This window comes from Pseudomonas sp. ACM7, from assembly GCF_004136015.1.
GTDB lineage: Bacteria > Pseudomonadota > Gammaproteobacteria > Pseudomonadales > Pseudomonadaceae > Aquipseudomonas > Aquipseudomonas frigoris.
This window is the reverse complement of record NZ_CP024866.1, coordinates 416706-441790: the sequence shown is the minus strand read 5'-3', so window position 1 is coordinate 441790 and position 25085 is coordinate 416706. Positions and strand designations below refer to the sequence as shown.

The 25085-nt window shown below is 59.2% G+C and carries 26 protein-coding genes; 8 read left to right on the top strand and 18 right to left on the bottom strand.

What is annotated here, in order from left to right; translation table 11 throughout:
• Nucleotides 1–21 precede the first annotated feature (21 nt).
• The gene (locus CUN63_RS02200) at nucleotides 22–591 is read left to right on the top strand and encodes an elongation factor P (RefSeq protein ID WP_028619992.1); all 570 of its coding nucleotides are present in this window, start codon (nucleotides 22–24) and stop codon (nucleotides 589–591) included.
• Between the two features lie 167 nt (nucleotides 592–758).
• Here CUN63_RS02200 and CUN63_RS02195 read toward each other — a convergent pair whose 3' ends face one another.
• The 4 genes from CUN63_RS02195 to CUN63_RS02180 all read right to left on the bottom strand — a co-directional run bounded on the left by CUN63_RS02195 (nucleotide 759) and on the right by CUN63_RS02180 (nucleotide 3991).
• The gene (locus tag CUN63_RS02195; protein WP_129436976.1) at nucleotides 759–1772 is read right to left on the bottom strand and encodes an alpha/beta hydrolase; all 1014 of its coding nucleotides are present in this window, start codon (nucleotides 1770–1772) and stop codon (nucleotides 759–761) included.
• A 34-nt stretch (nucleotides 1773–1806) separates the two neighbouring features.
• Nucleotides 1807–2226, bottom strand: a complete 420-nt coding sequence (locus CUN63_RS02190) for an organic hydroperoxide resistance protein (protein ID WP_129436975.1) — start codon at nucleotides 2224–2226, stop codon at nucleotides 1807–1809.
• A 277-nt stretch (nucleotides 2227–2503) separates the two neighbouring features.
• Nucleotides 2504–2965, bottom strand: coding sequence for a MarR family winged helix-turn-helix transcriptional regulator (locus CUN63_RS02185; RefSeq protein WP_129436974.1), 462 nt, complete (start codon nucleotides 2963–2965; stop codon nucleotides 2504–2506).
• A 69-nt stretch (nucleotides 2966–3034) separates the two neighbouring features.
• On the bottom strand, nucleotides 3035–3991 hold the full coding sequence (locus CUN63_RS02180; protein ID WP_129436973.1) for a LysR family transcriptional regulator: 957 nt from the start codon (nucleotides 3989–3991) through the stop codon (nucleotides 3035–3037).
• A gap of 112 nt (nucleotides 3992–4103) precedes the next feature.
• On the opposite strand from CUN63_RS02180, the gene CUN63_RS02175 reads away from it, so the two are divergent.
• Entirely contained in the window at nucleotides 4104–4853 is a 750-nt protein-coding gene (locus CUN63_RS02175) for a sulfite exporter TauE/SafE family protein (protein ID WP_129436972.1), read from the top strand.
• On the opposite strand, the gene CUN63_RS02170 is transcribed toward CUN63_RS02175, so the two are convergent.
• Nucleotides 4843–5697, bottom strand: coding sequence for a LysR substrate-binding domain-containing protein (locus CUN63_RS02170; RefSeq protein WP_129436971.1), 855 nt, complete (start codon nucleotides 5695–5697; stop codon nucleotides 4843–4845). The genes CUN63_RS02175 and CUN63_RS02170 overlap by 11 nt on opposite strands.
• Nucleotides 5698–5792: 95 nt before the next feature.
• Here CUN63_RS02170 and CUN63_RS02165 point away from each other — a divergent pair, with 95 nt between their 5' ends.
• Nucleotides 5793–6008 carry a DUF1127 domain-containing protein gene (locus tag CUN63_RS02165; protein WP_129436970.1) on the top strand — a complete coding sequence of 72 codons (216 nt, stop codon included), beginning with the start codon at nucleotides 5793–5795 and terminating at the stop codon, nucleotides 6006–6008.
• Between the two features lie 64 nt (nucleotides 6009–6072).
• Nucleotides 6073–7302, top strand: coding sequence for a winged helix-turn-helix domain-containing protein (locus CUN63_RS02160; RefSeq protein WP_129436969.1), 1230 nt, complete (start codon nucleotides 6073–6075; stop codon nucleotides 7300–7302).
• Nucleotides 7303–7425: 123 nt separating this feature from the next.
• Here the strand turns inward: CUN63_RS02160 and CUN63_RS02155 are convergent, their stop codons facing one another.
• Nucleotides 7426–8772: a class II 3-deoxy-7-phosphoheptulonate synthase gene (locus CUN63_RS02155; RefSeq protein WP_129436968.1), complete on the bottom strand. Its 1347-nt coding sequence runs from the start codon at nucleotides 8770–8772 to the stop codon at nucleotides 7426–7428.
• 149 nt (nucleotides 8773–8921) lie between these two features.
• Here CUN63_RS02155 and CUN63_RS02150 point away from each other — a divergent pair, with 149 nt between their 5' ends.
• Nucleotides 8922–9677 (top strand): spermidine synthase, encoded by a 756-nt coding sequence (locus tag CUN63_RS02150; protein WP_046053999.1) that lies wholly within the window; start codon nucleotides 8922–8924, stop codon nucleotides 9675–9677.
• A 110-nt stretch (nucleotides 9678–9787) separates the two neighbouring features.
• On the opposite strand, the gene CUN63_RS02145 is transcribed toward CUN63_RS02150, so the two are convergent.
• On the bottom strand, nucleotides 9788–10579 hold the full coding sequence (locus CUN63_RS02145) for a crotonase/enoyl-CoA hydratase family protein (RefSeq protein WP_129436967.1): 792 nt from the start codon (nucleotides 10577–10579) through the stop codon (nucleotides 9788–9790).
• A gap of 78 nt (nucleotides 10580–10657) precedes the next feature.
• A complete protein-coding gene (locus CUN63_RS32020) occupies nucleotides 10658–10891 on the bottom strand; it encodes a hypothetical protein (RefSeq protein WP_256657654.1) in 234 nt (77 codons plus the stop codon).
• A 110-nt stretch (nucleotides 10892–11001) separates the two neighbouring features.
• Here CUN63_RS32020 and CUN63_RS02135 point away from each other — a divergent pair, with 110 nt between their 5' ends.
• Entirely contained in the window at nucleotides 11002–12675 is a 1674-nt protein-coding gene (locus CUN63_RS02135) for a DEAD/DEAH box helicase (protein ID WP_129436966.1), read from the top strand.
• 258 nt (nucleotides 12676–12933) lie between these two features.
• Here the strand turns inward: CUN63_RS02135 and CUN63_RS02130 are convergent, their stop codons facing one another.
• The 8 genes from CUN63_RS02130 to minC form a co-directional block, all read right to left on the bottom strand.
• Entirely contained in the window at nucleotides 12934–15087 is a 2154-nt protein-coding gene (locus tag CUN63_RS02130; RefSeq protein WP_129436965.1) for a mechanosensitive ion channel family protein, read from the bottom strand.
• 77 nt (nucleotides 15088–15164) lie between these two features.
• The gene (locus CUN63_RS31630; RefSeq protein WP_165353224.1) at nucleotides 15165–15341 is read right to left on the bottom strand and encodes a hypothetical protein; all 177 of its coding nucleotides are present in this window, start codon (nucleotides 15339–15341) and stop codon (nucleotides 15165–15167) included.
• A gap of 148 nt (nucleotides 15342–15489) precedes the next feature.
• Complete coding sequence (locus CUN63_RS02125; protein ID WP_046047516.1) at nucleotides 15490–16779, bottom strand: M18 family aminopeptidase; 1290 nt, start codon at nucleotides 16777–16779, stop codon at nucleotides 15490–15492.
• Between the two features lie 106 nt (nucleotides 16780–16885).
• Nucleotides 16886–17728 carry a hypothetical protein gene (locus CUN63_RS02120; protein ID WP_129436964.1) on the bottom strand — a complete coding sequence of 281 codons (843 nt, stop codon included), beginning with the start codon at nucleotides 17726–17728 and terminating at the stop codon, nucleotides 16886–16888.
• Nucleotides 17729–17877: 149 nt separating this feature from the next.
• Nucleotides 17878–18513 (bottom strand): RluA family pseudouridine synthase, encoded by a 636-nt coding sequence (locus tag CUN63_RS02115; RefSeq protein WP_046047515.1) that lies wholly within the window; start codon nucleotides 18511–18513, stop codon nucleotides 17878–17880.
• 179 nt (nucleotides 18514–18692) lie between these two features.
• Nucleotides 18693–18947 (bottom strand): cell division topological specificity factor MinE, encoded by a 255-nt coding sequence (gene minE, locus CUN63_RS02110; protein WP_007898843.1) that lies wholly within the window; start codon nucleotides 18945–18947, stop codon nucleotides 18693–18695.
• A complete protein-coding gene (gene minD, locus CUN63_RS02105) occupies nucleotides 18947–19759 on the bottom strand; it encodes a septum site-determining protein MinD (protein WP_129436963.1) in 813 nt (270 codons plus the stop codon). Before minD ends, minE begins: the two co-directional genes overlap by 1 nt.
• A gap of 201 nt (nucleotides 19760–19960) precedes the next feature.
• Entirely contained in the window at nucleotides 19961–20698 is a 738-nt protein-coding gene (minC, locus tag CUN63_RS02100; protein WP_123366484.1) for a septum site-determining protein MinC, read from the bottom strand.
• Between the two features lie 118 nt (nucleotides 20699–20816).
• Here minC and CUN63_RS02095 point away from each other — a divergent pair, with 118 nt between their 5' ends.
• Together CUN63_RS02095 and CUN63_RS02090 are read left to right on the top strand one after the other, a co-directional pair.
• Nucleotides 20817–21749, top strand: a complete 933-nt coding sequence (locus tag CUN63_RS02095; protein ID WP_129436962.1) for a lipid A biosynthesis lauroyl acyltransferase — start codon at nucleotides 20817–20819, stop codon at nucleotides 21747–21749.
• A gap of 34 nt (nucleotides 21750–21783) precedes the next feature.
• Nucleotides 21784–22956 (top strand): patatin-like phospholipase family protein, encoded by a 1173-nt coding sequence (locus tag CUN63_RS02090; protein WP_129436961.1) that lies wholly within the window; start codon nucleotides 21784–21786, stop codon nucleotides 22954–22956.
• Between the two features lie 133 nt (nucleotides 22957–23089).
• Here CUN63_RS02090 and CUN63_RS02085 read toward each other — a convergent pair whose 3' ends face one another.
• Both CUN63_RS02085 and CUN63_RS02080 read right to left on the bottom strand, forming a co-directional pair.
• Entirely contained in the window at nucleotides 23090–23875 is a 786-nt protein-coding gene (locus tag CUN63_RS02085; RefSeq protein WP_129436960.1) for an outer membrane protein OmpK, read from the bottom strand.
• 375 nt (nucleotides 23876–24250) lie between these two features.
• Nucleotides 24251–25036, bottom strand: coding sequence for an outer membrane protein OmpK (locus CUN63_RS02080; RefSeq protein WP_129436959.1), 786 nt, complete (start codon nucleotides 25034–25036; stop codon nucleotides 24251–24253).
• Nucleotides 25037–25085: the final 49 nt, after the last annotated feature.

The following is a 25085-nucleotide window of genomic DNA, read 5'->3' as shown; positions in this document are numbered from 1 at the left end:
ATCCAAATTCGGATATTCGCAATGAAAACTGGTAAAGAACTGAAACCCGGTACCGTGATCCGTCTCGAAAACGATCCTTGGCTGGTTCAGAAAGCTGAATTCACCAAGTCTGGTCGTAACAGCGCGATCATGAAGACCAAGCTGAAAAACCTGCTGACCGGTTACAAGACCGAGATCGTTTACAGCGCCGACGACAAGCTGGACGACGTAATCCTCGACCGCAAAGAAGCGACCCTGTCCTTCATCAGCGGCGACACCTACACGTTCATGGACACCACCGACTACACCATGTACGAGCTGAACGCTGAAGACATCGAAGCCGTTCTGCCTTTCGTTGAAGAAGGCATGACCGATGTTTGCGAAGCGATCTTCTTCGAAGAGCGTCTGGTTTCCGTAGAACTGCCGACCACCATCGTGCGCGTAGTTGACTACACCGAAGGTTCGGCTCGCGGCGACACTTCCGGCAAGGTGATGAAGCCTGCCAAGCTGAGCAACGGTACTGAGCTGCAAGTTGCTGACTTCATCGAAATCGGTGACAAGATCGAGATCGATACCCGCGAAGGCGGTTCCTACAAAGGCCGTGCTAAATAAGCACTGCTTCAGGTACAAAAAAGCCCGACCATTGAGTCGGGCTTTTTTGTGGCCGATATGAAGATCAAAAGATCGCAGCCTCGTTTCACTCGACAGCTCCTACAGGAGATACGCGATCCCAATGTAGGAGCTGTCGAGTGAAACGAGGCTGCGATCTTTCGCTTTATCTATTTCAAATGTTGCTTCAGTTCTTCAGAGGCTTGCAAGAGCGCCGAACGCACCGCTGGCACCTGGCTCACCACGTTGAGCAACCCGTAGTCGTGGATCAAGCCGTTGTAGCGAACCGACGTGACCGGCACGCCAGCCTCATCCAGTTTTCGGGCATAGGCTTCACCTTCATCGCGCAACACGTCGGCGCCGGCTGTCTGCACCAGGGCAGGTGGCAGGCCCTTGAGTTGCGCGGTGGTCGCCCGCAGCGGCGAGGTGTAGATCTCGTTACGCTGTTTGGCATCGGTGGTGTAGTTGTCCCAGAACCACTTCATCATGTTTTTGGTGAGGAAGTGCCCCTCGGCAAACTGGTTGTAGGACGCCGTCTCGAAGCTGGCGTCGGTCACCGGCCACAGCAGCACCTGGAACTTGATCGCCGGCGTGCCCTTGTCTTTGGCCATCAGCGCAACCACTGCCGCCATGTTGCCACCGACGCTGTTGCCGGCCACGGCCAGGCGTTTGCCGTCGACGTTGATCTCTTTACCGTGCTCGGCCACCCATTTGGTTGCGGCGTAAGCCTGATTGATCGCCACCGGGTAATGCGCTTCCGGTGACGGGGTGTAATTGACGAACACCGCCGCCGCCCCCGAACCGGTAACCAAGTCCCGAACCAGACGTTCATGGGTCGGGAAATCCCCCAGCACCCAGCCACCGCCGTGAAAGAACATGAACACTGGCAGCGGACCTTTGACCCCGGCCGGCCGGACGATGGTCAGGTTGAGCGGTTGGCCGTCGACTTGAATGGTCTTCTCGCTGACATCGGCTTTTGGCAGCGTCAGTTTCACCCCTGCCTGCGCGCCGACCAGCACGGCGCGGGCATCTTTAGGGGTGAGTTGTTCCATCGGTTTGCCGGTGCCGGCGTTCAGAACGTCGAGGAACGCCTGGGTGTTGTGTTCAACACCATCACCTGCGAACGCGCTGTGGATGGACAGGGCGAGAAGGGTACCGGTCAAGACTTTGCTGAAAGTGCTCATGTTCGTTTCCTGGTTCGGGCCTGGGAATCAGCGGTTAGACGGCAACGTGCAGGCGCACATCGACATTGCCACGGGTGGCGTTGGAGTACGGGCAGACCTGGTGTGCAGCGTCTACCAGGCTTTGTGCATCGGCTTGCTCAAGACCCGGCAGGCTGATGTGCAGGTCGATGTCCAGGCCGAAACCGCCAGGGATCTGGCCGATGCCGACATGGGCGGTGATCGAGGCGTCGTTCGGGATGGTGCGTTTGGTCTGGCTGGCGACGAATTTCAGCGCGCCGATGAAGCAGGCGGAGTAACCGGCTGCGAACAGTTGCTCAGGGTTGGTCGCTGCGCCGCCGGCACCACCGAGTTCTTTGGGGGTGGCGAGTTTGACGTCGAGGATGTTGTCGCTGGAAACCGCACGACCGTCACGGCCGCCGGTGGAGGTTGCGATTGCGGTGTAGAGAGTTTGCATGATGTAAGCCTCGTTCGGGTTTTGGTGTTTCGCGCTAAATGTTTGCGCGCTAAGTAACGAGGTAAATGTAGCGCGCTGATATTTTGTGCGCAATATAAATTTTGAAAAAAGTTTTGGCTGGAGGGCCGGCGCTGATTAGATGTGTTGAGCTAGAGCTGTTGCGGCAGGATTTTCAGCGAAGAATTTTTTCTGACGGGGGAACGAGGCCGGAAGGGACACCACCCATTCCCTGTGGGAGCAAGCTCACTCCCACAGGGGATTTGTGGTGGTTTGAAGATTACAGGCTGTCTTGCAGATTGCTGCGCAGTACTTGCAGTTCCGCTTGCAGTTTCTGCAGTCGCTCCAGCGTCATCCCGCTGGCGCCGAGGATGCACTGGGGAATACCGCGCGCCCGCTCCCGCAATGCACGACCCTGTTCGGTGAGTTCGACTATCACCACTCGCTCGTCTTCACGGCTGCGGGTGCGGCTGAGTAAACCTTCGACTTCCAGTCGTTTGAGCAACGGCGTCAATGAGCCAGGGTCGGTCAGCAGGCGCGTGCTGATTTCGCCTACGGTCAAACCGTCCTGTTCCCACAACACCATCATCGCCAGGTATTGCGGATAGGTCAGGCCCAGTGCTTGCAACAGCGGCTTGTAGACCTTGGTCATCAGCAGCGAGGTGGAATGCAGGGCGAAGCAGGCCTGATTATCCAGCAGCAGGTCGTCGCAGTTATCCGGGGTGTTGCGCTCGGTAGTCATTTCGAAGCCTTGATCAGTGATCGTCATAAATCTAGCGGGCGAATCTTTAATGCACCAGACAATTCTAGCCTAGTGCCGGTCGAGGGTACTTTGCAGGGCCAGATCCCACGGCGGGATCGGGCTGAAGCGGGTTTTCAGGTATTCCAGCAACAAGCGACTGCGGGGATTGGGTTGTTGCTCAAGGCGCAAGGCATAAATGCCGGTCGTTTCCGGTGGTGGCAGGCCGTGTTCGCAGAACAGCGGAAGCAGTTCACCGCGTAACAGGTATTCGCTGGTCAACCAGGTTGGCAAGTGCGCGATACCCAGCCCGGCCAATGCGCCGCAGACCAAAGCCTCGGCATTGTTGGCACTCATGCGGATGCGCGCCGGGCGGTGCAAGTGCATCTGCCCGTCCCGCTCGAAACGCCAGGCGAACGGCGGAGCCAGGCCACCCCAGTCGAGGCCATCATGCTCAATCAGTTGCGCCGGATCGGTCGGCACACCACGCCGTTGCAAATACTCGGGGCTGGCACAGGCGATGCGCACCATGCTCGCCAGCGGCGTGGCCACCAGCCGGGTATCGGCCATTTGCCCGGCGCGCAGCACCAGATCGACCCTGCCCAGATTCAAACCCTGCATGTCGACGAAACTGTCGATCAGGTGCAGTTGCACATCGAGGCCGGGGTAGAGCATCAGAAAATCGGCAATCACCGGCGCCAGATGTCGCCGTCCGAATGCTGCCGGTGCATCGATCCGAATCAAGCCTTCCGGTGCGCTGCTCAAGGATACCGCTTCAGCCCGAGCCAGTCGCAGTTCAGCCACGATACGCCGTGCGCGCTCGGCAAACGCCAAACCCGCCGGGGTAGCGCGCACCGCGTGGGTGCTGCGAATGAACAACTGGCTGCCGACGGCGTTTTCCAGACTGTCGATGCGCCTCGCCACCGCCGAAGGGGTCAGAGGATGGCGGCGGGACGCGGCGGAAAAACTGCCGGTTTCCAGCACGTCGAGGAACAGACCCAGTTGTTCGGTCAATTGATTGGGGTTCATGGTGTTGTCAGCGCTTGTGCGAAGTTGGCACAGCCATTGTGCGTTGCTATGCGTTTCCCCGCCAGCGTCGACTGCGTAGGATGAACAGCCTGACGTGAAGGGAAAATAGCCTGTGATTGAGTTTTTGATGTACCTGGCGTTTGGCGCCGCCCTGGGCACCCTCGGTGGGTTATTCGGCATTGGCGGTGGTTTGATTGCGATCCCGTTGCTGGGCGTGTTGTTCGGCCTCGATCAGCAGATTGCCCAAGGCACGGCGCTGGTCATGGTGGTGCCCAACGTGATGCTGGCGCTGTGGCGTTATCACCAGCGCAACCGGATTGAATTGCGCCACGCGCTGCCATTGGCTTCGATGGGGTTCTGTTTTGCCTGGATCGGTTCGATCTGGGCGGTGGGCATTGATGCGCAAACCATGCGGCTCGGATTTGTTGCGTTCCTGATTGCCCTGTCGGCCTACAACCTGGTGCGAATGTTCGCCGCCAACGCGCCGGCGTCTGCGCAGATGAATTATTCATGGCCATGGCTGGGCGTACTCGGCGCCGCCTCCGGCACCATGGGCGGGTTGTTTGGCGTGGGCGGGGCGGTGGTGGCAACGCCGGTGCTGACCAGTCTGTTCGGCACCAGTCAGGTGGTTGCGCAGGGTTTGTCGCTGGCGCTGGCATTGCCGAGCACGGGCGTTACGCTGGTGACTTACGCGGTGCATCATCAGGTGGACTGGATGATCGGCCTGCCCTTGGCAGTGGGTGGTCTGCTGAGCATCAGCTGGGGCGTGAGGATCGCCCACGCGCTGCCGGAGCGACTGCTGCGCGGGTTGTTCTGTGGTTTCCTGGTGCTCTGCGCGGTGATGCTCGCCCTTAAAGTTTGAAGCCTTCGACGATGTGTTCGGCCAGGCACTCAGTGATCGGCGACGGGTTGTGCAGGTTGCGCACCAGCATGATGCTGGCCTCGGGCAGAATCGGCAGGTCTTCGGCTTCACCGAGAATGCGCATGTCCGGGGTGACAAGGCTTTCCAGCTGCGCGGTCACCGCCAGGCCTGCACTGACCACCGCCATGATTGCCGACAGGCTGTCGCTGTTGTACGCCACGCGATAATCGCGACCCATGGCATCGAGCGCATTGCAGGCCCACAGCCTGCAGAAGCAATCACTGTTGAACATCGCCAGCGGCAGCGGCGTTTGCTCATGGGCGCTGAAACATTGCGCCTCGGCCCAGACAAAACGCTCCTTGCGCAGCAACTGGCCGATTTCGTTGCCCGGTTCGCGGGTGACGATGGTCAAGTCCAGGTCCTGGCGCAGCAGCAATTGTTTTGATGATTCGCAGTGCACCTCGATCTGGATCAGCGGATACGTTTGGGCAAATCGCCGCAGAATCCCCGGCAAAAACCGCATCACGTAATCGTCCGGCGTACCAATGCGCACCATGCCAACCATGTGCGGCTCGCGCAACGTATTGAACACCTCGCTGTGCAGCTTGAGGATGCGCCGGGCATAGCCGAGCAACACCTGACCCTCAGCCGTCAACCGCACCTGCCGTCCGTCGCGCTGGAATAATTGACGCTGCAACACATCCTCTTCCAGCCGCTTCATCTGCATGCTCACGGCGGACTGAGTGCGGTTGACCAACTCGCCGGCGCGGGTAAAACCGCCCTGGTCGGCAATGGCGACAAAGGTGCGCAGCACTTCGGTATCGATACTGGGGTAGGCAGACATTCATCAATCTCCGAGATGTGTTACATCAGAAACATTCGTTGGATTGATCTTAGCCCCAGCGCGACACTTGAGCCATCCAAACGGAGGGCAACAAGATGAAAGGTCAACATGAACATCCAGCCGTAGAAAAACACTCGATCCACCTGGTATCCGATTTGCTGCACAAATTCAGCCGCTGGTACGAACTTCACCGGGAGCGCGAGCTGCTGGCGAGTCTGAGCGACGAAGCGCTGAAGGACATTGGCATGAGTCGTGCGGATGTGGAGTTCGAGTCGGTCAAACCGTTCTGGAATGACCCGATGCACAAATGAGTCATACACAACTACACAAACCGTCTCCCGGTGAGGTAGGTTGCGAGCAGACAAGGAGATGCTCATGCCCGCAACACTGTCCTTTTCCCTCAAACAGGCTCGGCGTTTGGCGCTGGCCGCCCAAGGGTTCAACGGGCGCCAGCCGCCAGCGGCGATCAAACCGGTTCAGCTCAATCGGCTAATCGAGCGGCTGGGCATTCTGCAGATCGATTCGGTCAATGCATTGGTGCGTTCGCACTACCTTCCCCTGTTTTCCCGCCTCGGCAATTACTCATCCGACTTGCTCGACCAGGCTGCCTGGAGTTTGGGCCGGCGGCGCACGCTTTTCGAATATTGGGGGCATGAAGCCTCGTTGCTGCCCTTGTCGATGTACCCGTTGATGCGCTGGCGCATGCTGCGCGCGACCCGTGGCGAAGATATCTACCAGCAACTGGCACGTTTCGGGCGTGAGCAGGAGGACACGATTCGCCGGGTGCTGGCCTCGGTTCAGGAGCAGGGCGCGCTGGGTGCCGGAAGCCTGTCGACCCGTCAGGAACGGGCAGGACCCTGGTGGGACTGGAGTGCGGAAAAGCATGCGCTGGAATGGTTGTTCGCCGCCGGTGAAGTGACCGTGGCCGGGCGGCGCGGGTTCGAGCGGCTTTATGATCTGCCGGAGCGGGTGATTCCTTCGGCGATTCTTGCGCAGCCGCTGCTGAGTGAGGCCGAGGCCCAGCGCGGCCTGTTGCTGCATGCCGCGACAGCGTTGGGCGTCGGAACAGAAAAAGACCTGCGGGATTACTTTCGCCTGAGTCCCGGTGATGCCCGTCCGCGCTTGGCGGAACTGGTGGAGGCGGGTGAATTGCTTGCTTGTGAAGTCCAGGGCTGGCGGCAGCCCGCTTACTGTCTGCCTGAGCCCAAAGTGCCGCGCAAGGTCGAGGCCAGCGCCTTGCTGTCACCGTTTGATTCGTTGATCTGGGAGCGCAGTCGCACGGAGCGCCTGTTCGATTTTCGCTATCGGCTGGAGATTTATACGCCGCAGGACAAGCGGGTCTACGGCTATTACGTGTTGCCGTTTTTGCACAATGAACGGATTGCCGCGCGGGTGGATCTGCGCGCCGAGCGGGCGTTGGGCAGGCTGGCGGTGCACGCTGTACATGAGGAAGAGCCGGGGCTGGATGACAAGGGGATGCTGGCGTTGGCGGTTAATCTGCGGCGGATGGCGGATTGGCTGGGGCTTGAGCGGGTTCAGTTGAATTGCCCGCGGGCGAGTGCGGCGCGGTTGCGGGTGGCATTGGCTCAGATTGATAGTGACTGAGCTGGCGCCTTCGCGAGCAAGCCCGCTCCCACATTAGACCGCGTCCGTTTGGACAACTCGGTCAACTGTGGGAGCGGGCTTGCTCGCGAAGGCGGTCTATCAGGCAATGAGTGGCTTACTGACTCAGCGCCGAACCTGCTTCAACGTCTCGGCAATAAGAAACGCCAACTCCAGCGACTGATCGGCATTCATCCGCGGATCGCAATGGGTGTGATACCGGTCCGACAACCCGTCTTCGGTAATCGGCCGCGCACCACCTATGCACTCCGTGACATTCTGCCCGGTCATCTCGATGTGGATGCCGCCGGCATACGTGCCTTCCGCTTCGTGAACCTGGAAGAACTGCTTCACTTCGCCAAGGATCTGCGCAAAGTCGCGGGTCTTGTAGCCGCTGCTGGCCTTGATGGTGTTGCCGTGCATCGGGTCGCAACTCCACAGCACTTGCTTGCCTTCGCGCTGCACCGCGCGGATCAACGCCGGCAAATGATCGCCGACCTTGTTCGCACCCATCCGCGCAATCAGGTTCAGACGGCCCGGATCGTTGTCCGGGTTGAGCACGTCGATCAGGCGAATCAGGTCTTCGGGGTTCATGCTTGGGCCGACTTTGACCCCGATCGGGTTGTTCACGCCACGCAGGAACTCGACGTGAGCGCCGTCGAGTTGACGGGTGCGGTCGCCGATCCACAGCATGTGCGCCGAGCAATCGTAGTAGTCGTTGGTCAGACTGTCGCGACGCACGAAGGCTTCTTCGTAGTTCAGCAGCAGGGCTTCGTGGGCGGTGAAGAAACTCGTTTCGCGCAGTTGCGGCGAGCTGTCCATGCCGCAGGCGCGCATGAACGCCAGGGTTTCATCGATGCGATCGGCCAGGTGGCTGTACTTCTCGGCCAGCGCCGAGTTAGCGATGAAGTCCAGGTTCCACTTGTGCACCTGATGCAGGTCGGCAAAACCGCCCTGGGCGAAGGCGCGCAACAGGTTCAGGGTTGCGGTGGACTGGTGGTAGGACTGGAGCAAGCGCTCCGGGTCCGGCACGCGGCTTTTTTCGTCGAAACCGATGCCGTTGACGATGTCGCCGCGGTAGGCCGGCAGGGTCACGCCGTCGATGGTTTCGTCGTTAGCCGAACGCGGTTTGGCGAATTGCCCGGCCATGCGCCCAACCTTGACCACCGGGCAACCGGCGGCGAAGGTCATGACGATCGCCATTTGCAGCAGCACCTTAAAGGTGTCGCGGATTTTCGCGGCGGAGAACTCGGCGAAGCTTTCAGCACAGTCGCCGCCCTGCAGCAGAAACGCGCGGCCCTGGGTCACCTCGGCAAACTGACGGCGCAACTCCCGGGCTTCACCGGCAAACACCAGCGGCGGATAACTGGCCAGCGTTTGCTCGACGTGCAGCAAATGCGCTGCGTCGGGGTAGTGGGGTTGTTGCTGGATCGGCAGGGCGCGCCAGCTGTCAGGGCTCCAGGGTTGGCTCATCACGGTCTCTAGTGTTTTACGCTCGGACTGTCATGTTATCAGCAATTAGTGCGTGACCTGTTCCCGTCGCTTCGCGGACAATCGCGCTTTTGCCGCGCCACTCCGCGGTTTTAGTACGTTGCCGGGCACGGCGACGATCAGGAGACGAAATGACTGAGGAGCGCGTCGAGCATCTGCTCGCCGAGGTACAGGATGAGTTCGGCGTGATTCGCGTGCTGGAAGTGGCCGATTACCGTTTTCTCGAGTTCGGTGATGCCATCGAACAGAGCTGCGTGTTCACGGCTGACCCGAGCTGGCTCGAATACGATTACACCCGGGCGATGCTGATTGGCGCGTTGTGCCACGAGCAGCCGGAAAGCGCGCTGTTCCTCGGTCTCGGAGCCGGCACCCTGACCCAGGCCTGCCTCAAGTTCCTGCCGCTGGAAGACGTCGAAGCCATCGAACTGCGCCCCGACGTACCGCGCCTGGCCATTGAATACCTTGGGCTGGATGATGATCCGCGGCTGTATATCCGGGTGGGCGATGCGCTGGAACTGCTCGATACCGCTGAACCGGCGGATCTGATTTTCGTCGACCTCTATACCGATGTCGGGCCGGGTGTCGGGCATCTGGCGTGGAATTTCCTGGAAAACTGTCAAAAACGCCTGAACCCGGGTGGCTGGCTGGTGATCAATCAGTGGGCTACCGATGACGGCAAACCGTTGGGCGCCGCCTTGTTGCGCGGGCTCTATCACCGGCATTACTGGGAACTGCCGGTGAAGGAGGGCAACGTGATTCTGATCGTGCCTTCGGAGCTGGATCAGGAACTGGACATGGACGGCTTGATCGCCCGCGCTGAAGGGCTGGCGCCGCGCTTGGGGTATTCGTTGCAGTCGTTGATCAAGGCGATTCGCCCCGCGACCTAAGTTGTCGTCTGCAATGACCCCATCGCGAGCAAGCTCGCTCCCACATTGGAATGCATTCCCCTGTGGGAGCGAGCTTGCTCGCGATGGCGTTCTATCTGCCAATACAAATCTCAAACCCCTTTGAAGACGCCGGGTCGCTTTTCGATCATCGACCGAACGCCTTCCTTGGCGTCCTCACTGGCCAGCAACTTCTTCACCATCGGCGGCAACGCCTGCGCCGCCGCTGTTTCCCCTTCATAACGCGCCTGCCTTGCAGACATCAGCGTCGCCTGAACCCCAAGCGGCGCCTGCCGGGCAATCCGCTCAGCCAACTCAATCGCCCGTGGCAGCAGATCCTCACTGGCCATGACTTCCTGCACCAACCCCAGGTGCAACGCGTCATGGGCATCGAACTCATCGCCGGTCAGCAGCCAGCGCATGGCGTTGCCCCAGCCAGCGACCTGATGCAGGCGCAACGTGGCGCCGCCGAACGGGAAGATCCCGCGTTGCACTTCTTTCTGGGCGAAGCGGGTGTTGCTGGCGCACAGGTTGATATCGGCGGCCAGCATCAATTCGATACCGATGGTCAGGCAGTAGCCTTGCGCGGCGACAATCACCGGTTTGCTGACTCTGGGCCCGGCGAAAACGCCCCACGGATCACAGCCGCCGGGCGGTGCCTGCCAGCCTTCGGCGAGGGACGCGCTGGCACTGACCAGATCCAGCCCTGCGGTGAAATGCTCTCCATGGCCAAACACCACCGCCACCCGCGCCTCGCTGTCGGCCTCGAACTCGCCATAGGCCAGGCTCAGTTCGTTGAGCAGGTCGAGATCGAAAGCGTTGCGTTTGGCCACCCGATCCAGGCCGATCATCAGGACATGACCGTGCCGTTCACGGCTCACACGACTGGAGCAGGGCTGATTCATGGTGCATTTCCTCGGGCGGGGAAGGGGGTGTCAGACGGCAGGTCTGCGTCACAAGGGTGAACCGTTTTAGCGCGATCGTCAGCAGGGCTGGGCCTTGGAAAAATAGACCGTTGCCCGATTATCCGCAAAGCGTGTGACAGAACGCTGTACACGGCAGTTTTCCGACAAATAAAGCTCCTTTTTTGAGCGAATTCCGGTATAGTGCGCGCCGGCCTTTAACAGGGCCGCGTTTAGGTAGCGCAATTCCCCGAAGTCAGCTTCGGCTGCACATCCGCACAGCGGACTCTCCCTTGACGAATCTTTTTCATTCATTCGTTTTCGCAAATCCCCGCCGACAAAGCAGCCAGGGCGACTCTTGAGTCTTACACGGCATGCGCAGCTTTGGAGCATGGGTCTTTGCGGATGCACTTAGAGGCAGACCCATGACCCAGGAAACCGGCGGCTTCGCCGCTTTTAATCTTAATCCGAATATCCTTGCAGCCGTCATTGCGACTGGCTACGAAGAGCCTTCGGCTATTCAGCATCAATCGATCCCGATCATCATGGCCGGCCACGACATGATTGGTCAGGCGCAAACCGGTACGGGTAAAACCGCTGCGTTCGCCCTGCCGATCCTGCATCGCATCGATCCTGCTAAGCGCGAGCCGCAAGCCCTGATCCTGGCGCCAACCCGTGAGTTGGCGCTGCAAGTAGCAACCGCTTTCGAAACCTACGCCAAGCAAATGCCGGGCGTTACCGTTGTGGCCGTTTACGGCGGCGCCCCTATGGGTCCACAACTGAAAGCAATCCGTAATGGCGCACAGATCGTTGTCGCCACTCCGGGCCGTCTGTGCGACCACCTGCGTCGCGACGAAAAAGTTCTGTCGACCGTGAACCACCTGGTTCTCGACGAAGCGGACGAAATGCTCAAACTGGGTTTCATGGACGACCTCGAAGTTATCTTCAAGGCCTTGCCTCCAACCCGTCAGACCGTATTGTTCTCGGCCACCTTGCCGCAGTCGATCCGTGCCATTGCCGAACGCCATCTGCGCGATCCGCAACACGTGAAGATCCAGACCAAGACTCAGACCGTTACCGCGATCGAACAGGCTCACCTGTTGGTTCACGCTGACCAGAAGACCTCGGCTGTATTGAGCCTGCTGGAAGTTGAAGACTTCGATGCCCTGATCATGTTCGTGCGCACCAAGCAAGCGACCCTGGACCTGGCCAGTGCCCTGGAAGCCAAAGGCTACAAAGCCGCTGCGCTGAACGGTGACATTGCTCAGAACCAGCGTGAGCGCGTGATCGAATCCCTCAAGGATGGCCGTCTGGACATCGTTGTGGCGACCGACGTTGCTGCTCGTGGTCTGGACGTTCCGCGTATCACTCACGTGTTCAACGTTGATATGCCGTACGACCCGGAATCCTACGTTCACCGTATCGGCCGTACCGGCCGTGCCGGTCGCGAAGGTCGTGCACTGCTGCTGGTGACTCCGCGTGAGCGCCGCATGCTGCAAGTGATCGAGCGTGTAACCGGTCAGAAAGTTGCCGAAGTTCGCCTGCCGGACGCTCAGGCTGTTCTCGATGCCCGCATCAAGAAACTGACCAACAGCCTGTCGCCGCTGGTGGCTGATGCCGAATCGACCCACGGTGATCTGCTGGATCGCCTGACTGCCGACATCGGTTGCACCCCGCGTGCACTGGCCGCTGCTCTGCTGCGCAAGGCTACCAATGCTCAAGCGTTGACCCTGGCTGCAATCGAGAAAGAACGTCCACTGGTGCCGAACAATGCACCGCGTGGCGATCGTCCAGAGCGTACCGGTGATCGTCCGGACCGTGGTGATCGTGAGCGTCGTGCTCCGGTTCCATTGGCCGAAGGTCGTGCCCGTTGCCGTACCGCGCTGGGTGCGCGTGACGGTATCGCTGCCAAGAACCTGCTGGGCGCTATCCTCAATGAGGGTGGTCTGGCTCGCGAAGCAATCGGTCGCATCCAGGTGCGTGACAGCTTCAGCCTCGTTGAGCTGCCGGAAGATGGTCTGGAGCGTCTGCTGACCAAGCTGAAGGACACTCGCGTTGCCGGTAAGCAGTTGAAGCTGCGTCGCTACCGCGAAGATTGATCCGCTCTCGGGCTGATTGATCGAACATAAAAAATCCCCGACTGGTTCGGGGATTTTTTTGCCTGCCGTTTGTAGCAGCTGTCGAGCCTGCGAGGCTGCGTTCGGCTGCGGAGCAGTCGTGAAATCAGACACCGCGGTGTTTCAGGCACACCGTGCTTGCAGGTTTTACGACTGCTTCGCAGCCGAACGCAGCCTCGCAGGCTCGGCAGCTGCTACAGGGATCGAGTATCGACGATCTATCAGTGTGAGCCAGAAGGGTTATTCCACTACCGGTCCGCCACCCGCCGTGATCACTTGAACGCTCATGCGTGGCGTCGCCAGATCGAGCCCGGCTTCGTCCAGGTGTCGTTTGAGTGACAGGTTGAACGCGCGGGACACTTCCCACTGCTTGATCGGCGCGGTCTTGAACCGGGCGCGAAGAATCGCGTTGCCTGACTCGAAACTCTCGACACCCTGAATCTCCAGTGGCGACCAGATATTGCGCCGTTGCAGCGGATCAGTGCGCATCTTCTGACCGACGTCGCGCATCAGTTTGATCGCGTTATCGATGTCCATGTTGGAAGGTATCGCCACCCGGAAAATCGCGTAGCCGAATTCCCGGGAGTAGTTCTTGATGCTTTTGATTTCGCTGAACGGAATGGTGTGGACGATGCCGTCGATGTCCCGCAGGCGCACGGTGCGAATCGTTAATCCTTCGACGGTGCCCAGGTGGCCGCCGACGTCGACGTAGTCGTCGATGGCCAACGAGTCTTCGATAATGATGAACAGCCCGGTGATCAGGTCCGCCACCAGCGACTGTGCACCGAAACCGATGGCCAGACCGATCACGCCGGCACCGGCCAGCAATGGTGTGACGTTCATGCCCATGTTCGCCAGGGCGACGATCAGCGCAATGATGAAAATCGCCACGAACAACACGTTGCGGATCAGCGGCATCATTGTCTGCGCGCGGGCATTTGCCAGGCCTTTGCGCGAGCGGGTGAGGGCGTGGTGCACGGCAGTGTCGCTGAGAATCCAGATCAGCCAGGCAAAAATCAGCGTGCCACCGAGACTGAACAGTTTGACGCTGACTTCATGGCCTTCGCCTTCGGTGAAGCGGATCAGCGACATGCCCCAGACCCGCAGGCCGAGTTCGATGAACGCCAGCCACACCACCAAATGAGCGAGTGTGTAGAAGAAGCTTTTCAGGCGCTCCGAATACAGTGCATGACGCTTCACGCTGCGCTGTGGTTTGAGTGAATGGCGGCGCACCAAGCCGTTGATGACCATGCACAACACCAGCAGCACGGTGCAGATCAGCGACTGACGCAGTGCGGTGCTGGTATCGCCGGCCGAGACGAACGTGGCGAACAGGGAAATCCCCACCAGCACCAGCGCCGGCATGTACCAGAAGGCCCCGAGAATTTCGATCGTGTCGCTGAGGGCGCGGCGAGTCAGGCGCCGGGACAGCGGTTGGTTGCGAATCAAGTGGGCGATGGGGCGACGGAACCGCAGGATGAACAGCCCAGTGGACAACGCTGCCAGTACATTGGCGACTGTCGCGGCGGTGTGCGCCAGATGACTGCCAAGGCTTTCGACTAGTCGCGGATCGCTCAGGGCTTCACCGAAGGCGGCGAAACTGCCGATCAGCCACAGCGGCCGAAAGGCTTGATGCCGCAGGATGTACAGGGCGCGGTGGCGGTGTGGGCCGTCAAGCACCGAAAAGGCGATCACACAGATCGCCGAAAAACAGGTGCCAACCACCAGCGCATAAGCCAGCACCATGGCCAGGCTTTTGCCCAGTGACGAGGGCAGGGCGTAGCTCATGTAGACCGTCATGACCAAGGCAATCAGCCACGGCCCGAGTTTGCGCAGGGCGAAGCGCAACATGTCCAGGGCCTTGGGGTGCTGCGGCAGTTCTTCGGTCAGGCCAAAGCGCATGCGTACTCGGTGGCCGAGCCAGATCAACGCGGCGGCGAGCAAACTCCAGACCATCAGGATCATGGCGAAGGCAAAGATGATCGGCAGCCATTCATTGGTCGGCAGCACCAGCGCTGTCAGTTCATCCTCAGCCAGTTTGAATTCTTCGGACCAGCGAGTGAGAGGGCTGTCCGCGCCTGAAAACTGTTTTTCGAAACTGGCCAGGGTGCCACCGATCAGTCCCAGGACGCCTACTTCGGAGACTGGCTGGGCCTTTTTGGTGACATCGCGCAGCTTCTTCAAATCCGCCAGCAATTTGGAGCGTTGCTGATCGTTCTCCAGCGACTTGATGACTTCGTCCAGGGATTGCCCCAAGGGCTCTTGCGCCTCTGGCTGTTTTGCCGAGCTGTTGAGCAGGCTGGGCAAGCCGACCGCCTGGGCGGGCGCCATAGGCAGCAGCGTCATGAGGCAGACAAGGAACAAACACGGCAGGGCAAAAAGACGAGCGAACACTAGGCGGTCAACCTCGGGATGAGCGGATCGACCGAGTGTACGAGCCCGTCAAAATCAATGCGAGCCAGGGTCAGGATTTATTCGTTGAGTTTGGCGAGGATCTTGAAAATCACGGTGGCGAGGATCATCAACATACCGATCCACATCGCGAACACGCCGACGTTTTTGTCGCGAAAATTGAAGCCGATTGCCAGCATGATCATCCCGGCAAGAATCGGGATCAGCATGGCGTGAAACGAAGACAACGAGATCATGAGCGACTGCCTTGTCGAAAGGGGTATTGAAAGTGTAGGAGCTGTCGAGTGAAACGAGGCTGCGATCTTTTGACTTTGCTATTTAAAAACAAGATCAAAAGATCGCAGCCTCGTTTCTCTCGACAGCTCCTACCAGCTCCTACACGGATTAAGGCAGCTCGCGGCAGGCGTAAAACGCGCTCAGCACTTTGACCAGGTGCGCCAGATCATGGCTGCCGCACAGTTCACGGATCGAGTGCATGGCGAAGGTTGGCAGGCCTATGTCCACGGTGCGCACGCCCAGGTGGCTGGCGGTGATCGGGCCGATGGTCGAGCCGCAACCCATGTCGCTGCGCACCACGAAGCTCTGAACCGGTACTTCTTCGGCCATGCACAGGTGGCGGAAGAACCCGGCGGTTTCGCTGTTGGTGGCGTAGCGCTGGTTGCTGTTGACCTTGATCACCGGGCCGGCGTTGAGTTTCGGGCCGTGGTTGGCGTCGTGCTTGTCGGCGTAGTTGGGGTGCACGCCGTGGGCGTTGTCAGCCGAGACCAGCAGGGATTTCTGAATGGTGCGCACGAACTCATCACCTTCTGGCAGCAGGCGACGCAGTGTCTGCTCCAGCATCGGGCCGTCGGCGCCGCAGGCCGAGCAGGAACCGACTTCTTCGTGATCGTTGCAGACCAGCACGCAGGTTTCGTCGGTTTCGGTGGTCAGCAAGGCTTGCAGGCCGGCATAGCACGACAGCAGGTTGTCCAGGCGCGCCCCGGCAATGAAGTCGCCATGCAGGCCGATGACCGCAGCGCTTTGGGTATCGTAGAAGCTCAGCTCGTAGTCGAGCACCACGTCGGCGTTCAAGCCGTGTTCGCGGGCGAGTTGGTCGGTGAGCACGGCACGGAAGTCAACGCGCTCGTCACCGGCAAATTGCGCAAGGATCGGCGGCAGTTCGGTCTGGGCGTTGATCGCCCAGCCCATGTTGGCTTCACGGTTCAGGTGAATGGCCAGGTTCGGGATGATGGCGATCGGCGCCTTGAAGTCGACCAGCTGGCTCTCGACCTTGCCGTCACGGCGGAAGGTCACGCGGCCGGCCAGGGACAGGTCGCGGTCGAACCATGGCGCCAGCAGTGCGCCGCCATAGACTTCGACGCCCAGTTGCCAGAAGCCCTGACGTTGCAGTTCCGGCTGGGGTTTGACCCGCAGGCATGGGCTGTCGGTGTGCGCGCCAACCAGGCGAATGCCGCCGTGCAGGGGCGAATGACGGCCCATCTTGAACGCAACGATCGACGAGTCGTTACGGGTGACGTAGTAACGACCGTTGGCTTCGGTGGTCCATGGCTCGCGCTCGTCAAGGCGTTGATAACCCGCCGCTTCCAGGCGCTGAACAAGGCTGGCGGTGGCATGGAATGGGGTAGGGGAGGCCTTGAGGAAATCGATCAGGCCTTGGTTCAACTCTTCGCGCATAAGTAGCTCCAGACAGCAATGGCGCAAGTTTAACGTATTGGCTCACGGCATTGCAGAGACAATGCCGTTCGACGTACGCCGGCTGCCGATTGGCGAAGAGGATGAGTCAACCGGTGATCAGCTTGCCATTGAGGAACACTTCGCGACGTTGCTTGCGGCCGACATATTCATGTTTGCTCGCGAGGTACACCTCGTTGAATTTTTCCATCGAGATGCCGGGGATCTGCCGAATATAGTCGTCCACAAGGCGGTCATAGGCGGCTTCGGTGATGAGCTTGTAGATGTCCCGGCGATAGAAGAAGCCCAGTTGAAAACCGAGGGTTTCGCTTTGATGGTTTGTCTGGCCGGCAAAGCAGTTTTCAAAGTCGATGGCTTTGAGTTGGGTCCGCGGCGTTTGCGGGATCATGATGTTGCCGGCCCAGAAATCCATGTGCGTGATGTTCTTGCGCGACAAGGAGCTCAGCAATTCGAAGGCATCGAGAATGAATGTTTCGACGCTGTCCGGGTTGCGTTTAAGCCATTGCACACCGTCGATATGCTCGTCGAGCAGGCGCGTGATAATGAAATATTCCTGGGTCAGCCCCAGTCGGTCCTTGGTGTAACCGAACCCTTGCAGCGGCGGCATTTGCACGCCGCGGCGTTGTGCTTCGAGCGTATTGATCAACTCTTCCAGCGGCCAGTCGAATCGGCCATTGCGCTGCGGTTTGCCAAAGGTCACGCGCACTTTTGCCTTCAAGGTATCCAGCGGCTGGACCTTGGCAAACAACGGCGTATCGCCGGAGGCCAGCGGCGCACTCGCACGGGTGAGCTTGCGGGCGCGTCGTTTGTGTATGAGGTGTTCAAGTGCCTGTTGTGCTTCGGCTGAAGGCTGCTCGCTAAGGTGTAGCGTGGTGTTGAAAAGGCAGAAGGTGAATGGGTAGTCGTCTTGGAATGTCTTGTTGCTGAGCACGAGGGCTTCCTGCCTGCTATCAAAGTGATGGCATTTTACGTTTCATTACAAATTTATGACAATATTTTTACGCCATTTTCACGTCGATTTGTAACAAGAAATAAAAAAACGCCCTTCAATGGAAGGGCGTTTTTTGGTTCGGCGGTTGCTTAAAAAGGAGCAGGACACTCGAAGCGCAAGCGTTCGCCGCTTTGCGGGTGAGTGAAGCTCAGCATGCTCGCGTGCAAACATAGTCGTGGCCAGGCGGCCAGTGCTTGCTCGTGGGCATACAGCCCGTCACCCAGCAGTGGGTGGCCGATGGAAAGCATGTGCACGCGCAACTGATGGGAGCGGCCGGTGATCGGCGTCAACTCGACACGACACCAATCGCCGCAACGCTCCAGTACGCGCCAGAAGGTCAGGGCATGTTTGCCGAATTCATGGTCCACCACATGGCGTGGCTTGGTCGGCGGGTCGTAGCGCAAGGGTAGATCGATGCTGCCACTGTCCAGTTCCGGCTGGCCCCAACACAGGGCGGTGTAGGCCTTTTCGGTTTCGCGGTCGTGAAATTGCCGAGATAGCTCGCGATGAGTGTCCGGGTCACGGGCCAACAGAATAATGCCGGAAGTTTCCCAGTCCAGACGATGGACGATTCGCGCTTCCGGGTAGCCGTTTTCCTGCAGGCGGGTAATCAGGCAGTCCTTGTTGTCATCGGCCCGGCCAGGGACAGAGAGCAGCAGGGTCGGTTTGTTCACCACCAGTACGGCGGCGTCCTGATGGATGATGCTGATGTTGGACAGCGGCATTAAAACAGCCTCGTAACAAACGCCAACGGCGGCTCAGAACCTTCATTGTCCCCGGTAGGAGCTGCCGCAGGCTGCGATCTTTTGATTTTGCTTTTAAGACAAGATCAAAACATCGCAGCCTGCGGCAGCTCCTACAGGGGCTCAAAGGTTCTGAGCCGCCGTGGCTCCTGTCTGATCGACTAGCGGTCAGGCAGGGTGATATTGAGTTCCAGAATCGAGCAGCTGCCCTGGTTTTCCAGAGCGACGTGCACGTCATCGGACCCGATATTGACGTACTTGCGGATGACCTCGACCAATTCCTTCTGCAAGGCTGGCAGGTAGTCCGGTGTACTGCGTTGGCCGCGTTCGTGCGCCACGATGATCTGCAGACGCTCTTTCGCTACCGACGCGGTGCTGACCTTTTTGCTGGCACGAAAGAAGTCAAAAAGATTCATTATCTACCTCCAAACAGGCGCTCGAAGAATCCCTTCTTCGTTACATCGAGAAAACGATGCTCCACGGTTTTGCCCAGCAGACGATCGACCGCATCGCTGTATGCCTGACCGGCATCGCTCTGGTCGTCGAGAATCACCGGCACGCCCGAGTTGGAAGCTTTGAGTACCGCTTGGGATTCCGGAATGACACCCAGCAGGGCGACCGCCAGAATCTCTTTGACGTCTTCGACGCCGAGCATCTCGCCGTCACTGACTCGTTGCGGGTTGTAGCGGGTCAGCAGCAGGTGTTCCTTGATCGGGTCTTCGCCCTTTTCAGCGCGGCGCGATTTGCTGGCCAGCAGGCCCAGCATGCGGTCCGAGTCACGAACCGAGGACACTTCCGGGTTGGTCACGATAATCGCTTCGTCTGCGAAGTACATGGCCAGGTGGGCGCCTTTTTCGATGCCGGCCGGAGAGTCGCAGACCACGTATTCGAAGTCTTCTTTCAGCGCCATCAACACTTTTTCCACGCCTTCGACGGTCAGCGCGTCTTTGTCGCGGGTCTGACTGGCGGCCAGTACGTAGAGGTTTTCCAGGCGTTTGTCTTTGATCAGGGCTTGTTGCAGGTTGGCTTCGCCGTTTACCACGTTGACGAAGTCATACACCACGCGGCGCTCGCAACCCATGATCAGGTCGAGGTTACGCAAACCGACGTCGAAGTCGACGATAACTGTTTTGTGACCGCGCAGTGCGAGGCCGGTACCGATAGCAGCACTGGTGGTGGTCTTACCCACACCACCCTTGCCGGATGTAACCACGAGAATCTTGGCCAAGGTGTTTCACCCCTAAGGAAAAAGGACATTTAGCCCCTGAAAAACATCTCTAGAAAAACTACTGCAGTCGGACAGCCTTGGCTGGAATTCGGTCCAGAACGGCGCTTACCTCGGGTAAACACTGCTTATGGCCTTTTTCCTACTTCGTTTGAGCCGTTTTCGCTACGTTTTAGAGATGTTTGGAAAATGCGGCAGTATCCGTTAAAGCCGAATGATGTTCAACACATCGCCCGACAGGCTGACCTGTACGCCCGCACCCCACAAAGGGTCGCGACGCAGATCCTCCGAAACCTTGTAGTGGCCTGCGATGGAGACCAGTTCAGCGCTCATTTGCTGACAGAAAATCCTGGCTTTCGTGTCGCCTTTGACGCCGGCCAACACTCGACCACGCATCGGGCCGTATACATGGATGTTCCCGTCGGCGAGAAGTTCCGCCCCCGGGCTGACCGACGAGATCACCACCAGATCGCAGCCCTGGGCATAAATCTGCTGCCCACCGCGTACGGGCGAGGTGATGATCTTCGTTGGCTTGATAGTCGGCTCCGGCGGTTTTTCCGGTTTTTTCTTGACTTGGCCTTCGAGCGGGTCCAACGGACGCTCACGGGCGCCGGACGGTGGCAGCACCGGCAGGTCGACCGCGATGGCCGCGGCGATGTCTTCGATGCGGCTGGCACGGATCGCCAGGGTGCGCAGGCCATGCTGGCGGCAGACGCGCATCAGGCCGGGCAGATCGACTGCACCTTCGCCGGCCGGGAGTTTGTCCAGGGCCAGCACCAATGGCGCGTTACTAAAGAAGTTAGGCGCCTGGGCAACCTTGGCGGCCAGTTGACGATCGAGGTTCTCGAGGTCGTTACGGGCCAGTTCCAGCACCGTAATGGCGAGCATGCTGCCCTTCAGCTGGAACACGGGATCTTGGTCTAGCGGTTCGGTTTGGCTCATGGTCGGCATACAACGACTTGTCACTAAAAGTGCCGAGACTTATAACGAGAACGCCCGCGAGCCGCAAGCCGGGTCGAACGATGTAGAATGCGCGGCCATTGTCTTTCCGGAACCTTTAATGGATCGCCCGCGTTTTCGAACAGCATTTCTTTCTCCACGTTTCTGGCCTTTGTGGTGTGGCTTGGGGCTGTTGTGGCTGATTGTCCAGCTGCCATATCCGGTGTTGCTGTCGATCGGTCGCGCCCTGGGTGCATTGATGTATCGAGTAGCGGGCGACAGACGGCGCATTGCCAAGCGCAATTTCGAACTGTGTTTCCCTGAAAAAGCCGCTGCCGAGCGCAAGCGCCTGCTCAAGGAAAACTTCGCCTCCACGGGCATCGCGTTTTTCGAAATGGCCATGAGCTGGTGGTGGTCGCGTGAGCGCCTGGCGAAGCTGGCCCATGTCGAAGGGCTGGAGCATTTGAAAAAAGCCCAGCGTGACGGCAAAGGCGTGATCCTGATGGCCGTCCATTTCACCACGCTGGAAATCGGCGCGGCGTTGCTCGGCCAGCAGCACACCATTGATGGCATGTACCGCGAACACAAAAATCCGTTGTTCGACTACGTCCAGCGCCTGGGGCGCGAGCGGCACAACGTCGATTCGCTGGCGGTGGAGCGCGACGACGTGCGCGGCATGCTGAAACTGCTGCGGGCCGGCCGGGCAATCTGGTACGCACCGGATCAGGACTATGGCGCCAAGCAAAGTATCTTCGTGCCGCTGTTCGGGATTCAGGCCGCGACCGTCACCGCCACCAGCAAGTTTGCGCGGTTGGGCAAGGCGCTGGTGGTACCGTTCACTCAGGAACGTCTGGCGGACGGCAGCGGTTATCGACTGGTGATTCATGCACCGCTCGAGGGTTTCCCCGGCGAAACCGAAGAGGCCGACTGCCTGCGGATCAACCAATGGATCGAAGGCGTCTTGCGCGAATGTCCGGAGCAATACCTTTGGGCTCATCGTCGCTTCAAGAGCCGTCCGCCGGGCGAGCCGAAGCTGTACGCAAAACGCGGTTGAACCACCGTCCTTATATGCACCATGGAGTGTTGCGATGAGTCCTGCTGAACCGGTTACAGGGTTGATTCTTTCCGGCGGCGGGGCTCGGGCGGCTTATCAGGTGGGTGTTCTGGCGGCGATTGCCGAGCTGTTACCGGTCGGCGCGAGCAATCCGTTTCCGGTGATCGTCGGCACCTCGGCCGGCGCAATCAACGCGGTCAGCCTCGCCAGTGGGGCGATGGATTTTCGGGGTGCGATTCAACGTCTGACAGCCTTCTGGCAGGGCTTTCGCAGTCATCTGGTGCTGCGTAGCGACTGGCCGGGTGTGATCCACCAGGCCAGTCGTTTTGTCAGCCACAGTTTGCTCGGGATTGGCGCTCAGGTGCCGGTGGCGTTGCTCAACAGTTCGCCGCTGCGCGGATTGCTCGACGACAAATTGCAGATGAGCGGGATTGCCGAGGCCATTGCACAGAAGCAGTTGCAGGCGGTTGCGGTGACCGCGTTCGGCTACGAGTCCGGTCAGGCGGTGACCTTTTATCAGGGCAGCGGCACCATCAATGCCTGGTTGCGCCATCGGCGAATCGGCGTCCCCACGCAATTGACCGTCGATCACTTGCTGGCCAGTTCAGCGATTCCGCTGCTGTTTGCACCAGTGAAAATCGGTGAAGAGTATTTCGGCGACGGCGCGGTGCGTCAGTCGGCACCGATCAGCCCGGCGCTGCACCTGGGCGCCAGCCGAGTGCTGGTAGTGGGCGTCAGCGGCAACCCCCGCGGCGTCGACCCGGAACAACCGCTGCAACGCGCCTACACCGGTCAGCAACCGAGCCTGGCGCAGATCGGTGGGCACCTGCTCAACAGCACGTTCATTGACAGCCTGGAAAGTGACATCGAGTTGTTGCAGCGGCTCAATCAGTTCAGTCATCTGCTGCCCGATGGCACGCCGACGCGCGCGCTGGGTGTGGCGCCGGTAGATGTGCTGGTGATTTCGCCGAGTCAGCCGATCGATGAGATTGCGGCGCGGCATCGGCAGGAATTACCGGCGGCGCTGCGTCTGTTTCTGCGCGGACCGGGGGCGACCAGGACGAGCGGGGCGGGGGTGCTGAGTTATCTGCTGTTCGAGGCGGGGTATTGCAGCGAATTGATTGATTTGGGGCGGCGGGATGCGTTGGCCAAGCGCGGGGAGTTGTGCCGGTTTCTCGGGTTGGCGGAGCCTGTGGTTTCGGCTTGAGATCGGCGGCGCGACCATCGCGAGCAAGCTTGCACCCACATTCAATCTCCTGTGAACACATTATTTGTGATCACCTATGATCAACTGTGGGAGCGAGCTTGCTCGCGATGGCGTCCTTACAGACGCCGCCGGATTAGAAGTGAACCTTGACCAGGAAGCTGGTTACGCTCTGATCGGTTTTGAAGCCCTGACTGTCTTCAATACCGTACTTGTTTTTCCAGTAGTCATACTCGACGCCGACGTACAACTGCTTTTCGCCAAGGTTTAGCGCCTTGCCCAGGTCGTATTTGACCTGCGGGTTGAAGTGCAGGTTGGCGTGGTAGTCGCCTTTGGAGTTGGAGTCGTTGTCGACCACCCAGTCCATGTAGCCATCGATCAGGATGTTCGAGTCACCGACAGGAATGGTGTAGGACCAGACCGGGGTGATCTGCCACACGTTGTCGCCTGGACGGCTGCCTTCCGTGTGACGCTGGTAGAAGTTCAGCTGGAAGTAATCAAAGCCCGGGATCGCCAGGTCGAAACCGGGACCGATCAGGTAGGACTCGGTATCGCCTTCACCGAACTCGTAGGTCATGGCCAGCAGGACATCTTTGATCGGGCCGAATTCGATTTTCTGGTCGAGGACCTTGCCCAGCGAAATGCGCGGTTGGAACTCACCGTAATAGGTGTTCGGACCAACGTTGAAGTCTTTGTCACCGTTGTAGAAAATCTTGTCGACGAAGAAGAAGTTGTCCCCATATTTCCATGCATCGGCATGCTCGAAGGTGACGGTCTGCTGAATGTGCGGGTTGACCTGGAAGTCCTTGCCATACAGGTAGGACAGGCTGTTGTTCTGCCATTGCAGCAAGTCGCCGGCCATGGCCTGGCCCCCGGCCAGCAGAGATCCCGCCAGCATCAGGCTAGTGCACGTACGTTTCATTCGGTTGCTCCCAAAAAGTAGGTGGTTCCACGTTATTTTTCTAAGGTCGGCGCTCTGGTGTGGCGCCTTTTTCTGTCGCTGTAAAAAATCATCCAATTGGTCAGCTTCAGTGCTGTTAGCAAGAGCTGAGCCAAGGCTTTTGAAAAGCCAAAAAACTCCCGCTCGGCTGCTCAAGAGCATCCGATTGAGAGTGGTTTTGGAGTGCCTTGGTACCGTCCAGTGCCGGGGTAAGTTGGCTTTCTGGTCAGGAATTAAATCCGGGCTTTTTTTTAGACCAGATTCGGGCGGCCGCGGAGAATACTGACTCCTTGGCCAGGTCTCAAGTGCCCCGCAACAGCGCACCGACGACAGGTTTGGAGCACGGTTGCAGATCATCTAGAAATGCACCTTCACCAGCAGGCTGGTGGTGTTCTCATGAGTGTCGAGGTTGGCGTTGTTTTCGATGCCGTATTTGTCTTTCCAGTAGCTGTATTCGACGCCGACGTACACCTGTTTCTCCCGCCAACCCAAGGTCTTCCCCAGGTCATATTTGATCTGCGGGTTCAAGTGCAGGTTGGCGTGGTAGGTGCCATGTGAGTTCTGGTCGTTATCCACGACCCAGTCGATGTAGCCGTCGATCAACAGGTTCGAGTTGCCCAATGGCAGGGTGTAGGACCAGGCCGGCGTGATCTGCCAGACATCGTCGCCGGGACGCGAGCCTTCGGTCTGGCGATAGTAGAAGTTCAAGGTGAAAAAATTGAAGCCCGGTACCGCGAGGTCGAAACCGGGGCCGATCAGATAGGCCTCGGTGTCGTCTTCGCCATTCTCGTAGGTCATGGCCAGCAACACGTCCTTGATCGGGCCGAATTGGAAACGGCGGTCGAGGATTTTGCCGAAGGAGAGGCGCGGACTGAACTCCCCGTAATAGGCGTGAACGCCTTTGTTCCGGTCTTTCTCGCCGTTGTAGTAAGTGCTGTCGACGAAGAGGAAGTTGTCGCCGTACTTCCAGCGGTCGGCGTGCTCAAAGGTTATCGTCTGCTGGATCGACGGGTTGACCGCGAAATCCTTGCCATACAGATAGCTCAGGCTGTTGGTCTGCCACAGCAGCAGATCGCCGGCCATGGCCTGACTGGCGGCCAATAGACCACCGCCTAACAGCATGTTTGTCTGTGTCCGAATCATCTGTTGCTCCCTCTTGTTTTTATTGTTCGTGGCGCAGGCATCCACCCTG

What these genes read in the sequence shown, in the direction of transcription:
- CUN63_RS02200 (WP_028619992.1), top strand. Translation starts at nt 22, where the DNA reads ATGAAAACTGGTAAAGAACTGAAACCCGGTACCGTGATCCGTCTCGAA.
- CUN63_RS02195 (WP_129436976.1), bottom strand. Translation starts at nt 1,772, where the DNA reads ATGAGCACTTTCAGCAAAGTCTTGACCGGTACCCTTCTCGCCCTGTCC.
- CUN63_RS02190 (WP_129436975.1), bottom strand. Translation starts at nt 2,226, where the DNA reads ATGCAAACTCTCTACACCGCAATCGCAACCTCCACCGGCGGCCGTGAC.
- CUN63_RS02185 (WP_129436974.1), bottom strand. Translation starts at nt 2,965, where the DNA reads ATGACTACCGAGCGCAACACCCCGGATAACTGCGACGACCTGCTGCTG.
- CUN63_RS02180 (WP_129436973.1), bottom strand. Translation starts at nt 3,991, where the DNA reads ATGAACCCCAATCAATTGACCGAACAACTGGGTCTGTTCCTCGACGTG.
- CUN63_RS02170 (WP_129436971.1), bottom strand. Translation starts at nt 5,697, where the DNA reads ATGTCTGCCTACCCCAGTATCGATACCGAAGTGCTGCGCACCTTTGTC.
- CUN63_RS02165 (WP_129436970.1), top strand. Translation starts at nt 5,793, where the DNA reads ATGAAAGGTCAACATGAACATCCAGCCGTAGAAAAACACTCGATCCAC.
- CUN63_RS02160 (WP_129436969.1), top strand. Translation starts at nt 6,073, where the DNA reads ATGCCCGCAACACTGTCCTTTTCCCTCAAACAGGCTCGGCGTTTGGCG.
- CUN63_RS02155 (WP_129436968.1), bottom strand. Translation starts at nt 8,772, where the DNA reads ATGAGCCAACCCTGGAGCCCTGACAGCTGGCGCGCCCTGCCGATCCAG.
- CUN63_RS02150 (WP_046053999.1), top strand. Translation starts at nt 8,922, where the DNA reads ATGACTGAGGAGCGCGTCGAGCATCTGCTCGCCGAGGTACAGGATGAG.
- CUN63_RS02145 (WP_129436967.1), bottom strand. Translation starts at nt 10,579, where the DNA reads ATGAATCAGCCCTGCTCCAGTCGTGTGAGCCGTGAACGGCACGGTCAT.
- CUN63_RS32020 (WP_256657654.1), bottom strand. Translation starts at nt 10,891, where the DNA reads ATGAATGAAAAAGATTCGTCAAGGGAGAGTCCGCTGTGCGGATGTGCA.
- CUN63_RS02135 (WP_129436966.1), top strand. Translation starts at nt 11,002, where the DNA reads ATGACCCAGGAAACCGGCGGCTTCGCCGCTTTTAATCTTAATCCGAAT.
- CUN63_RS31630 (WP_165353224.1), bottom strand. Translation starts at nt 15,341, where the DNA reads ATGATCTCGTTGTCTTCGTTTCACGCCATGCTGATCCCGATTCTTGCC.
- CUN63_RS02125 (WP_046047516.1), bottom strand. Translation starts at nt 16,779, where the DNA reads ATGCGCGAAGAGTTGAACCAAGGCCTGATCGATTTCCTCAAGGCCTCC.
- CUN63_RS02115 (WP_046047515.1), bottom strand. Translation starts at nt 18,513, where the DNA reads ATGCCGCTGTCCAACATCAGCATCATCCATCAGGACGCCGCCGTACTG.
- minE (WP_007898843.1), bottom strand. Translation starts at nt 18,947, where the DNA reads ATGAATCTTTTTGACTTCTTTCGTGCCAGCAAAAAGGTCAGCACCGCG.
- minC (WP_123366484.1), bottom strand. Translation starts at nt 20,698, where the DNA reads ATGAGCCAAACCGAACCGCTAGACCAAGATCCCGTGTTCCAGCTGAAG.
- CUN63_RS02095 (WP_129436962.1), top strand. Translation starts at nt 20,817, where the DNA reads ATGGATCGCCCGCGTTTTCGAACAGCATTTCTTTCTCCACGTTTCTGG.
- CUN63_RS02090 (WP_129436961.1), top strand. Translation starts at nt 21,784, where the DNA reads ATGAGTCCTGCTGAACCGGTTACAGGGTTGATTCTTTCCGGCGGCGGG.
- CUN63_RS02085 (WP_129436960.1), bottom strand. Translation starts at nt 23,875, where the DNA reads ATGAAACGTACGTGCACTAGCCTGATGCTGGCGGGATCTCTGCTGGCC.
- CUN63_RS02080 (WP_129436959.1), bottom strand. Translation starts at nt 25,036, where the DNA reads ATGATTCGGACACAGACAAACATGCTGTTAGGCGGTGGTCTATTGGCC.